8 protein-coding genes are annotated in these 11,395 nt (G+C 69.6%); 4 read left to right on the forward strand and 4 right to left on the reverse strand.

Annotated features, from left to right (window positions below; genetic code table 11):
- Positions 1-42 precede the first annotated feature (42 nt).
- Together cysN and cysD are read right to left on the reverse strand one after the other, a co-directional pair.
- Entirely contained in the window at positions 43-1,971 is a 1,929-nt protein-coding gene (cysN, locus tag AC1DZ6_RS08985; protein ID WP_477096846.1) for a sulfate adenylyltransferase subunit CysN, read from the reverse strand.
- The gene (cysD, locus tag AC1DZ6_RS08990; protein ID WP_477096847.1) at positions 1,971-2,888 is read right to left on the reverse strand and encodes a sulfate adenylyltransferase subunit CysD; all 918 of its coding nucleotides are present in this window, start codon (positions 2,886-2,888) and stop codon (positions 1,971-1,973) included. The genes cysN and cysD overlap by 1 nt, the downstream gene beginning before the upstream one ends.
- Positions 2,889-3,177: 289 nt before the next feature.
- Here cysD and AC1DZ6_RS08995 point away from each other — a divergent pair, with 289 nt between their 5' ends.
- From AC1DZ6_RS08995 to AC1DZ6_RS09005, 3 genes are all read left to right on the forward strand, one after another.
- Positions 3,178-3,378, forward strand: a complete 201-nt coding sequence (locus AC1DZ6_RS08995) for a hypothetical protein (RefSeq protein ID WP_477096848.1) — start codon at positions 3,178-3,180, stop codon at positions 3,376-3,378.
- A gap of 162 nt (positions 3,379-3,540) precedes the next feature.
- Positions 3,541-6,462 carry a coiled-coil domain-containing protein gene (locus tag AC1DZ6_RS09000; RefSeq protein ID WP_477096849.1) on the forward strand — a complete coding sequence of 974 codons (2,922 nt, stop codon included), beginning with the start codon at positions 3,541-3,543 and terminating at the stop codon, positions 6,460-6,462.
- A gap of 31 nt (positions 6,463-6,493) precedes the next feature.
- Positions 6,494-7,054 (forward strand): sugar transferase, encoded by a 561-nt coding sequence (locus AC1DZ6_RS09005; protein ID WP_477096850.1) that lies wholly within the window; start codon positions 6,494-6,496, stop codon positions 7,052-7,054.
- On the opposite strand, the gene AC1DZ6_RS09010 is transcribed toward AC1DZ6_RS09005, so the two are convergent.
- Together AC1DZ6_RS09010 and AC1DZ6_RS09015 are read right to left on the reverse strand one after the other, a co-directional pair.
- Positions 7,051-8,514 carry a mannitol dehydrogenase family protein gene (locus AC1DZ6_RS09010; protein WP_477096853.1) on the reverse strand — a complete coding sequence of 488 codons (1,464 nt, stop codon included), beginning with the start codon at positions 8,512-8,514 and terminating at the stop codon, positions 7,051-7,053. The two genes, AC1DZ6_RS09005 and AC1DZ6_RS09010, sit on opposite strands and share 4 nt — an antisense overlap.
- Positions 8,515-8,519: 5 nt before the next feature.
- On the reverse strand, positions 8,520-10,043 hold the full coding sequence (locus AC1DZ6_RS09015; RefSeq protein ID WP_477096851.1) for a UxaA family hydrolase: 1,524 nt from the start codon (positions 10,041-10,043) through the stop codon (positions 8,520-8,522).
- A gap of 145 nt (positions 10,044-10,188) precedes the next feature.
- On the opposite strand from AC1DZ6_RS09015, the gene AC1DZ6_RS09020 reads away from it, so the two are divergent.
- Complete coding sequence (locus AC1DZ6_RS09020; RefSeq protein ID WP_477096852.1) at positions 10,189-11,283, forward strand: LacI family DNA-binding transcriptional regulator; 1,095 nt, start codon at positions 10,189-10,191, stop codon at positions 11,281-11,283.
- Positions 11,284-11,395: the final 112 nt, after the last annotated feature.

The following is an 11,395-nucleotide window of genomic DNA, read 5'->3' on the forward strand; positions in this document are numbered from 1 at the left end:
CTGGTGGGGACACGCCGCAAGGGCATGTCCCCAGCCGCGCGCCTAGATCTCGTAGTCCAGTTCGCCTTCCAGCCAGGCGACGATCCGCTCGGCGGCCTCGACCGGGCCGATGGCCGTGGTGTCGATCCGCAGCTCCGGCGCTTCGGGGGCCTCGTAGGGGCTGTCGATGCCCGTGAAGTTCTTCAGGTCCCCGGCCCGGGCCTTCTTGTAGAGGCCCTTGACGTCGCGCGCCTCGGCCACGGCCAGCGGCGTGTCGATGAACACCTCGACGAATTCGCCGTCCTGCAGGATCTCGCGGGCCAGTCGGCGCTCGGCCCGGAACGGCGAGATGAAGGCGGTCAGCACGATCAGCCCGGCGTCGACCATCAGCTTGGACACCTCGGCCACCCGGCGGATGTTTTCGACCCGGTCCTCCTCGGTGAAGCCCAGGTTCTTGTTGAGGCCGTGGCGCACATTGTCGCCGTCCAGCAGATAGGTGTGGCGGCCCAGGGCGTGCAGGCGCTTCTCGACCAGGTTGGCGATCGTCGACTTGCCCGCGCCCGACAGGCCGGTCAGCCAGACCACCCGGCCGCGCTGGCCCTTCAGCGCCGCCCGCGAGGCCTTGCTGACGTCGGTGTGCTGCCAGTGGATGTTGTCGGCCCGGCGCAGGGCGAAGTTCAGCAGGCCCGCCCCGACGGTGCGGTTGCTGATCCGGTCGATCAGGATGAAGCCGCCCAGGTCGCGGTTCTTGGCGTAGGGCTCGAACGGGATGGCCTGGTCCAGCGACAGGTTCACCAGGCCGATCTCGTTCAGCTCCAGCTTCTTGGCCGCCAGGTGCTCCAGCGTGTTGACGTTCACCCGGTGCTTGATCTCGGTGACGCTGGCGCCGACCATCCGCGTGCCGATCTTCAGCAGGTAGGAGCGGCCGGGCGGCAGGGGTTCGTCGTCCATCCAGACGACGGTGGCCTCGAACTGGCCGGCCACGGCGACCGGGTCTTCGGCGGCCACCAGGATGTCGCCGCGGCTGACGTCGATCTCGTCGGCCAGGGTGATCGTCACCGACTGGCCGGCATAGGCCTCGGCCAGGTCGTCGGGCTTCGTCACGATCCGCGCGACGGTGCTCTCGCGGCCCGAGGGCAGCGACTTGACGCGGTCGCCCGGCTTGACCGTGCCGGCGGCGATCTGGCCCGAGAAGCCCCGGAAGTCGAGGTTCGGGCGGTTCACCCACTGCACGGGCATGCGGAACGACTGGCTCCGCAGATCGTCCTCGACCTCGACGCCTTCCAGCCAGTCCATCAGGATCGGGCCCTCGAACCACGGCGAGTCCTCGCCCCGGCTGGCCATGTTGGCGCCGGTCAGGCCCGAGATCGGGATCGGGGTGAAGGTCTCCAGGCCGATCTGATCGGCGAAGGCGCGATAGTCGGCGACGATGCGGTCGAACGTCGCCTCGTCCCAGCCGACCAGGTCCATCTTGTTCACCGCCAGGACCACGTGGCGGATGCCCAGCAGCTTGACGAGATAGCTGTGACGACGGGTCTGGGTCAGCACGCCCTTGCGGGCGTYGATCAGGATCACGGCCGCGTCGGCGGTCGAGGCGCCGGTGACCATRTTGCGCGTGTACTGCTCGTGGCCGGGGGTGTCGGCGACGATGAACTTGCGCTTGTCGGTGGCGAAGAAGCGATAGGCGACATCGATGGTGATGCCTTGCTCGCGCTCGGCGGCCAGACCGTCGACCAACAGGGCGAAGTCGATCGCCCCGCCTTGCGTGCCGACCCGCTTGGAGTCGGCCTCGAGGGCGGCCATCTGATCCTCGAAGATCATCTTGCTGTCGTAGAGCAGCCGGCCGATCAGGGTCGACTTGCCGTCGTCCACCGATCCGCAGGTGATGAAGCGCAGCAGCGACTTGTGCTGGTGGGCGATCAGATAGGCGTCGATGTCGTCGGCGATCAGGTCGGAGGGCTTGTAGATCGCGTTCAAAGTGGAAGGTGGCATCAGAAATAGCCCTCCTGCTTCTTCTTCTCCATCGAGGCGGACTGGTCGTGGTCGATGACCCGGCCCTGGCGCTCGCTGGTGGTGGTCAGCAGCATCTCCTGGATGACCTCGGGCAGGGTGGAGGCGGTGCTTTCGACGGCGCCGGTCAGCGGGTAGCAGCCCAGGGTGCGGAACCGCACGCTCTTCATCTGGGGGGCTTCGCCGGGACGCAGCCGGAAGCGGTCGTCGTCGACCATGATCAGGCTGCCGTCGCGCTCGACCACCGGCCGTTCGGCCGCGAAGTACAGCGGCACGATCGGGATGTTCTCCAGGTGGATGTATTGCCAGACGTCCAACTCGGTCCAGTTGGAGATCGGGAACACGCGCAGGCTTTCGCCCGGGTGCTTGCGAGTGTTGTAGAGCTTCCACAGCTCGGGCCGCTGGTCCTTGGGATCCCAGCGCTGCTCGGTGGTGCGGAAGCTGAACACCCGCTCCTTGGCCCGGCTCTTCTCCTCGTCGCGGCGAGCGCCGCCGAAGGCTGCGTCGAAGCCGTACTTGGCCAGGGCCTGCTTGAGGCCCTCGGTCTTCCACAGATCGGTGTGAAGAGCGCTGCCGTGGTCGAACGGGTTGATCCCCCGCGCCTCGGCCTCGGGGTTCTTGTGGACCAGCAGGTCGAAGCCCAGCTGCTGGGCGATCGTGTCGCGCAGCTCGTACATGGCCCGGAACTTCCAGGTCGTGTCGACGTGCAGCAGCGGGAAGGGCGGCTTGGACGGATAGAACGCCTTGGCCGCCAGGTGCAGCATCACCGCGCTGTCCTTGCCGATCGAATACAGCATGACCGGGTTTTCGCACTCGGCCGCCACCTCGCGCAGGATGTGGATGCTCTCGGCTTCCAGTCGCTGCAGGTGCGTCAGCCGGGCCGGGGACAGCGCATTCATCGACGGGTCCGCAAAGGCGTCGTGCGACAGCGAAGCGACTTGGGTAGGGGGCAAAACGCGTATCCGCAAATGGAAAGCACCGCCGATGCACGAAGGCGCGACGACGGGGCGGTGATCCTGAGCGTGGACCTAGGTCTCGCGGGGCAAGCGGGCAAGGCCGGGAAATCTGCAGGCGCTGTGAGCTTCGATGGAGCCTCGCGCCTGGAGCGCCGCCTTTCATGACCAAAAGTTCACTCGCGCCTGGCGACGAAGCGTCGCATAACGCCGCTATCGGAAAATGGGCTCCCCGATGTCATCCCTGGCTGAATTCATCGCCGCGATCATGCTGTGGCTTTCGTCGATGGCGCTCTGCCAGTTCGGCATGGCTGTCGAGCATCAAGCCAAGGCTCCGGCCAAGGCCGAGCGGGTCATCGCCCGCACGCCCCGCCAAGAGGCCGTTCAGACCGTCGAACGCTGCCCCCGTCTGCACAAGGCCGAGATCAGCGCCTAGGGTCTTGGCTCGCCAAGCCCTGCCCAGGATGGGAAATCCGGCGGAACCCGCTATGCGCGCCCGCTTTTCGCCGCTAGGTTTATTCGTTGCGTGCGAGAGGGGCGTCCGCGCGGCGATGTTCATCCGGCCCCAAGCCGTTTCGCCCTGGGACTATGGCTGCGTATGAAGCCTAAGAAGCGCCAACCGCTTGATTTCACCGGCGTTCCCGTGGAGCCGCCGGTCGAGGACGTCGGCCGCCTTGACGAGGTGGAAGCCGAGCCCGATGCGGAGGCGCCGGTCAGCGAACCGGACCTGGACCTGGATATCGCCGCCGTTCCCGAGGCCTCGGCCCCGCCGATTCTCGATCGCGGCCCGCTGGATCCCGAACCCCAAGCCGTGTCCGCACAGCCTCCCGCGCCTGCTCCGGAGACGCCCCGCGCCGCCGCGCGGCGAGGCTTTTTCGGCAGTGCGCCGAAGCCGCAGCCTGCAGCCCAAGCGCCTCCCTTGCCGCCCGAGACCCTCGAGCCGATCGAACCTCCGAAAGCCGAGGTCGCGGCTTCCGAGCCGGAAGCGGTGATCGAACCGGCCCCGCCGCCGACGTCGAACTTCAAGGCGCCTGAACCCGAGGCCGGCCCGGCCCCGTTCTCGCCGACGCGTGGCCGACGCAGCGCCCCGGTCGAGGCCGAACCCCTGGCCCCGCTGCCGTCTTTCCTGACGGCGCCTGTCGCCGCCCAGCCGCCGGCTCCGGTGGCTGAGCCCGAAGCCCCGGCCCCCTCGAAGCGGTTCGAAGCCGCCGTCTCCAAGTCGCGCGAGACCGCGCCGATCGATCCGCCCGTCACGCCGCTGTACACGCCCCGCGAGGGCAAGAAGCCGATGCCCGCGCCGCTGTTCTGGAGCTTGGCGATCGCCGCCGCGGCGCTCTGGACGCTGGGGCCGATCGCCTTCGCATTCGGCTACGGCGCCGGCGTGCCGGCCCTGAAGGTCGACCAGTTCGCCCTGATGGTCTTCGCCGCCCTGGCCGTCGGTCCGGCCGCTTTCACCCTGCTGGGCGCCTATATGCTGCGCCAGGCCATGGGGGTCTCGGCCGAGCTGAAGCACAGCCGGATCATGACCGACCGCCTGGTCACCCCGGCCGCCCTGGCGGCGGCAGGCGTCGAGGGCGTCGTCGAGCGTATCCGCAGCCAGATCGACGCCGCGACGACCGCCGCCGAGGGAGCCCGCGCCCGGGTCCAGGAACTGCGCGAAGCCTTGGCCGAGGAAACCCTGGCCCTGGCCCAGACCACCAGCGAGTCCGCTCGCATGGTGCAGCAGCTGTCCGAAGGCCTGGGTCACGAGCGTCAGGCCATGCACGCCCTGTCGACCACGCTCGACGCCCAGTCCACCGCCGTGGTCGACGCCATCGGCAGCCAGGCGCGCATGGTCGCCGAAGCTTCCGACCTGGCCGAGACCCAACTTCGGGAGGCCGAGGCCGCCCTGGCCGCTCGCGCCGCCGACCTGGCCGCCGCCGCCGCCGAGGCGTCCGACGCCGCGCGGGTCGGGGCCGAGGACCTGTCGCGCCAGATCGCCCGCCTGGAAACCGCCGGCCAAGGCGTCGGCGACCAGATGAGCGCCGTCGAGCGCACCCTGGCCACCCAGCGCGCCGCGCTCGTCGCCGCCAGCCAATCGCTGCGCACCGATCAGGAAGACTTCGCCGCCGAAAGCGAGACTCGTACGGCCCAGCTGACCGAGTTCATCGGCCACACCCGCGCCGGCGCCACCGAGATGAGCGACATGGCGGCCATKGGCGCCGAGGTGCTGCGCGGTCTGATCGGCGCGGCGGCCCAGCAGCTGCGTGAAGTCGCCGAGACCGCCCGCGCCGAACGCGAGGCCCTGGCGGCCGAGACCTCCAGCGCCATCGCGGCCCTGGCCAGCGCCGCCGGCGGCCAGCGCGCCGACCTGGAAGGCGCTTTGGCCCAGGCGATGGAGGCGATGGCCGAGGCGGCTCGCAAGGCCAACGACGGCGTCGAGCTTCGCGTCGAATCCGCCCGCGTCCGCGTCGACCAGCTGAACGAGATCGCCTTCGCCGCCGGCCAGAAGGCCGACACAGTGTTCGAGTCTCGCATGGACGAGGCCCGCGACCTGATCGAGCAATCGGCCCAGGTCGTCGAGCAGGCCGGCGCCCGCACGGCCCAGAAGCTGTCCGAAAGCGTCGAGACCGCTCGCGGCGCCATCGCCGAGATGGAGACCATGCTGGCCGACGTCGGCCGTCGCACCGCCGACCTCCCGGCCGAGGCCCTGGCGCGCGCCAACGAGGTCCGGGCCCAGATCGAGCAGGGCATCGAGGATCTGCGGCAGTCCGCCCGTCGGACCGCCGAGGAGACCGCGGCGATCGATCAGGCGTTTCAGGAGCGCGTCCGCCGCAACTACGACATGCTCAGCGAGGCCGTCGGCCGGATGGGGGGCGCGGCTCCCGCCGCTGCACCGTCCCGCGCCCCGCCGCCGTTGAATCGCCAGGTCCAGGCGCCGCCTCCGCCCGAGCCGTCGCCGGTTTCCAAGCCGGCGAATGAGGCGGCAGCCGAGGAGGCGGGTCTGCGTCCGCGTCTGCGCCTGACCCCCACGGCGACCGACGACGAGTTCCGCTCGGTGTTCGACGCCGCCGGTGGCCGCAACGCCGCGCCGGCCCCGCCCAGCGATAGGGCCGAACCGCAAGCCGGCGGCCTGTCCTGGCGCAACCTGCTGTCGGGCCTGGAAAGCGCCGCGCCCGGCGACGCCGCCCTGGGCGAGAAGATGGCCGGCGAGATCCTGGCCATGGGCATCGACCCGACGGCCCTGCTGCCCCGAGGCCGCATCGACGAGATCGCCGCCACCATCCAGACTCACGACGAGGGCGGGGCGCGCGAGGTGGTCAAGAAGCTGGCCCCGGCCGCTATCCGCCGGCTGGTCCGCCGACTGTTCTCGGACGCCCCGCTGCGGGCCGACGCCGAGCGCTTCCTGCGCCGCTACGCCGGCATGATGGACGAGGCTTCCGAGCAGGACCGCGAGGGCTTCCTGGTGGCGGCGCTGCTGTCGTCCGACGCCGGCCGCGCCTACCTGCTGCTGGACGCCGCGTTCGGCGACCTGGCCTAGTGAGCATGGGTCTAGTGAGAATGGGCCTGACGTGAAGCGCCTGTTCGATGCGGCGTCGTCGGGAGCGGCGCTGCTGCTGCTGGCCATCCCGCTGCTGATCGTGGCGGCCGTCGTGCGCCTGACCTCGCCGGGACCGGCGCTTTACTGGTCGCAGCGGGTGGGACGTGGCAACGCCCTGTTCTCGATGCCCAAGTTTCGCACCATGCGGATCGATACGCCGGAGGTGGCTACTCACCTGCTGGACAATCCCGACCGCTGGCTGACCCCGCCGGGCGCCTTTCTCCGCAAGGCCAGCCTCGACGAGCTGCCGCAGTTGTGGAGCGTGCTGGTCGGCGACATGAGCCTGGTGGGGCCGAGGCCGGCGCTGTTCAATCAGGACGACCTGGTGGCGCTGCGCACGGCGGCGGGGGTCGAAGCGCTACGGCCGGGCGTCACCGGCTGGGCGCAGATCAACGGCCGCGACGAGATCGCCATTCCCGAGAAGGTGGCCCTGGACGCCGAATATCTGCGGCGACAGGGGTTTTGGTTCGACCTGACGATCCTGCTGCGCACGGTGCTGCCGGTGGTCACCGGCAGGGGCGTGACGCGTTAGGCCAGCTCGCCGTACGCCTTCTCCAACGCCGCCACGAACACCGCATTGCCCGCCAGATCCCGGCTGAACACCGGCTCCAGTTTCAGGAACGCGGCCACGTCGGCCTTGGCGTCGCCCGTGCAGGCCGCCGCCGTCTCGACCAGGCGGTCGGCCAACGGATCGACGATCTTCTCGCCCGAAGCGGCGCGGCGGCGGACGAAGTGCATCCAGGCGGCCAGCGGCAGGGCGAGACGGTCGACCGGGCGGCCGGCCTCCAGGGCGTCGGCGACGGTGCCCAGAATTCGGAACGGCAGCTTCTGCGAGCCGTCCCAGGCGATCTGGGCCAGCAGGTGGCGGATCTCGGGATTGCGGAACCGGCCCAGGATCGCCTGGGCGTAGGCGGTCAGGTCCAGGCCGCGCGGGGCGGTCAGGGTCGGGATGATGTCCTGGACCATCAGGTCCTCGGCGATCCTGGCTAGGGCTGGATCGCTGATCGCCTCGAACACCGTCTCATGGCCCTTCAGCAGACCGACATAGGCGATGGTCGAGTGGACGCCGTTCAGCAGCCGCAGCTTGGCGCGCTCGAAGCCGCGCACGTCGTCGGTCAGGGTGACGCCCACCGACGCCAGGTCCGGAGCGCCCCCATTTTCTGAAGGAGGGCCGAGCACGTCCTCGACGACCCACTGGGTGAAGGCCTCGCGCTGGATCGGCCAGGCGTCGGTCAGGCCGGTGGCCGTCTCGACCCGGGTCCGCAGGGCGTCGTCGGTGGCGGGGGTGATGCTGTCGACCATGGTGCGCGGGAAGCGGGCCTCGGCCTCGATCCAGGCGGCCAGGGTCGGGTCGATCGCTTCGGCGAAGGCGACGACCGCCGCCTTCAGACGCCAGCCGTTGTCGGCGAGGTTGTCGCAGGCCACCACGGCGTAGGGCGGCAGGCCCACCTGGTGGCGGCGACGCAGGCCCTCGACCACGTAGCCGACGGCGCTGACCGGCTCGCGCGGATGGGCCAGGTCGTGGACGATGTCCGGATGGGCGGTGTCCAGCTTGCCGTCGCCGGTCAGGCAGTAGCCCTTCTCGGTGACGGTCAGGGTGACCATGCGGGTGGTCGGGGCGGCCAGGCGAGCGAAGACCGAGGGCGGATCCTCCGGCGCGACCAGCACCTCCAGGATCGAGCCCACCACGCGGAAGGTGGTCTCGGCGTCCAGCTGGGCCAGGGTGTAGAGGCCGTCCTGCGGCTGCAGGGCGTCGCGGACGCCGGGGCTCTTCAGCGACACCGCGCAGATGCCCCAGCGTGGGTCCTTGGCCAGCAGCTGGTCGAAATAGAAGGCCTGGTGGGCGCGATGGAAGGCGCCGGGGCCGAAATGCACGACGCCGACCRTGACCTTGTCGCGGTCATAGGCGGGCAGGGCGACGCCGGGAATGGCGGCCGGATAGCTGACGGCGTTCAGACGCAGGGGACGGGAGATCGCTTCTTGCGAGGTAATGGGGGTCACAGAGTAACGCCTTGCTTCCAGATGGCGATTTCACGCTCGCCGTTGAGTTCGGCCTTGGTCGGCTGGCCCGAGGCCGTGGCCACGACCAGATCCATCAGGGAGTCGGCCGCCGCGTCCATGGTCTGGCCCGATAGCACCACGCCGGCGTCGAAGTCGATCCAGCCCGGCTTGCGGGCGGCCAGGGCCGAGTTCGAGGCGATCTTCAGGGTCGGGGCGGGGAAGCCCAGCGGCGTGCCGCGACCGGTGGTGAACAGGATCACCGTCGCGCCGGCCGCCGTCAGGGCGGTGGACGACACCGCGTCGTTGCCGGGCGCCTCCAGCAGGGTCAGGCCGTGCGGCCCGACCTGGTCGCCGTAACGCAGCACCTCGACCAGCGGCGCGCGGCCGCCCTTCTGCACCGCGCCCAGGGACTTTTCCTCGAGCGTGGTGATCCCGCCGGCGATGTTGCCGGGCGAGGGGTTCTCGTAGATCGGCTGGTGGTTGTCGATGAAGTAGCGCTTGAAGTCGTCGATCACCCCGACGGCGTCGTCGAACACCTGGCGGGTCGCGGCGCGGGCCAGCAGCACGCCCTCGGCGCCGAACACCTCGGGGATTTCGGTCAGCACCGGCGTGCCGCCGGCGTCGGACACCTTGTCGGCGATGCGACCGACCAGCGGATTGGCGGTGACGCCCGAGAACCCGTCCGAGCCGCCGCACTTGAGGCCCACCACCAGGTCCGACAGGGGGGACGGCTCGCGGCGGTCGCGTTCGGCGATGGCGACCAGTTGCTCGATGGCCTCCAGGCCGTCCTCGAGTTCGTCCTCGACCATCTGGGTGGTGAACGAGCGCAGGCGATCGGGATCCAGGCCGGGCGCCGATTCCAGCAGGGCCTTCAGCTGGTTGTTCTCGCAGCCCAAGCCCAGGATCAGCACGCCGCCGGCGTTGGGGTGGGCGGCCAGGCCGGCGATCAGCTTGCGAGTGTGGATCAGGTCGTCACCCAGCTGCGAACAGCCGAACGGGTGGGGGAAGGCGAACACGCCGTCGACCCGGCCGGCGAACCGGACGTTGGCCTTCTCGGCGATCCGGCGGGCGGTGTTGGCCACGCAGCCGACCGTGCACAGCACCCAGATCTCGTTGCGTGTGCCGACCCGGCCGTTCTTGCGGCGATAGCCCAGGAAGCTCCCGGCCGGCGGCGCTTCATGCGGCTCCGGATGGGCGTCGGCATAGGCGAAGTCCTCGACGCCCGACAGGCGGGTCTCGACATTGTGGACGTGCACATGGTCGCCGACCGCGATGTCGGCCACGGCCCGGCCGATCGGCCAGCCGTATTTGAGCACGTCCTCACCCTTGGCCACGGCGCGCACCGCGATCTTGTGGCCCTTGGGGATGTCGGCGCGGGCGACGATCGCCTGGCCGTGCAGGTCCAGTGTCTCGCCCGCGATCAGGTCGCGCAGCGCCGTCGCCACGTGGTCGCGCGGGTCGACGCCGTGGATCGATTCGGCCGGACTGGAGCTGGGTTCGCCTATCAAAGCCTTGGTCATTGGAACTTTTCGTGTTGCCATCCCGTCTGTACGGCGGGGAAACCGGTGTCACCATAGGGCAATTACGCCCGACGGTGCATTTGTAGCGACGCCGCCGCCGGTAGAGTATGACAAAACAAAACAACGATCGCCGCATGGAAACGCTTTGACCTCGTCCAAGACCCCTTTGCCGGACGCCGACGGCGTGGAAATCGACAGCGGCCTGGAGACCGGCCTCGAGGGCGGCCGCAAGCGCGCCACCATCAACGACATCGCCCGCCTGGCCGGCGTGTCCAAGAAGACCGTCTCGCGCGTCATCAACCAGTCGCCCTTCGTTCGCGACGAGACCCGCGAACGCATCGAGGCGGTGATCGCCGAGTGGGGCTACGCCCCCGATCCCCAGGCCCGAGGCCTGGCGTTCCGCCGCTCGTTCCTGATCGGCATGATCTACGACAACCCCAACCCGCAATATGTCGTCAACATGCAGTTGGGCCTGCTGGACGGCATCCGGGGCTCGGGTTTCGAGCTGGTGGTCCATCCCTGCGACCGGTCCAGCCCGACCTTCCTGCAGGACGTGCGCACCTTCGTCGAACGCCAGAAGCTGTTCGGCGTCGTGCTGCCCCCCTCGGTGTCCGAGGACGAGCGGGTCGCCAAGCTGCTGCGCGAGATCGGCTGCGAATATATCCGCATCGCCTCGGTCGAGCTGGACAAGCCCGAGCACATGATCGTCGGCCACGACCGCCTGGGCGGCGAGGCCATGGGAGCCTATCTGGTCGAGCTGGGCCATCGCGAGATCGGCTTCATCAGCGGCCTGCCCAGCTTCCGGTCGTCGCACGAGCGGCGAGGGGGCTTCGAGGACGCCTTGAACAAGGCCGGCCTGCAGCTGAAGCCCGACTATGCGGTCCAAGGCGCCTACACCTTCGAATCCGGACTGGCCTGCGGCGAGGCGCTGCTGGCCAAGACCCCGCGGCCGACCGCGATCTTCGCCGGCAATGACGAAATGGCCGCGGGCGTTCTGCAAGCCGCCCGGCGCGCGGGGCTGCAGGTTCCGGCCGACGTGACCGTGGTCGGTTTCGACGACTTCCAGATCGCTCAGGCGGTGTGGCCGCCGCTGACCACCATCCACATTCCCACCCGCGAGGTGGGCCGGATCGCGGCCGAGAAACTGATCGGCGCGGCGGTCCGTGAGAAGCGCGATCCCAACAGCACGATCCCGTATCTTGTCGTTCGGGAATCGTCGGGCGTGCCCCCGACGGTGTAGGGTCGGGGCGGCGCCTTTGGCTTGCATGGCGCCATGACACCGGTTACCAAGCGCCTCGAAAACGGCCCGCGAAAGCCGTCGGCGGAGTAGGGAGTAGGAGACGCCATGACAC

This window comes from Caulobacter sp. P1_B12_2, assembly GCF_056406675.1.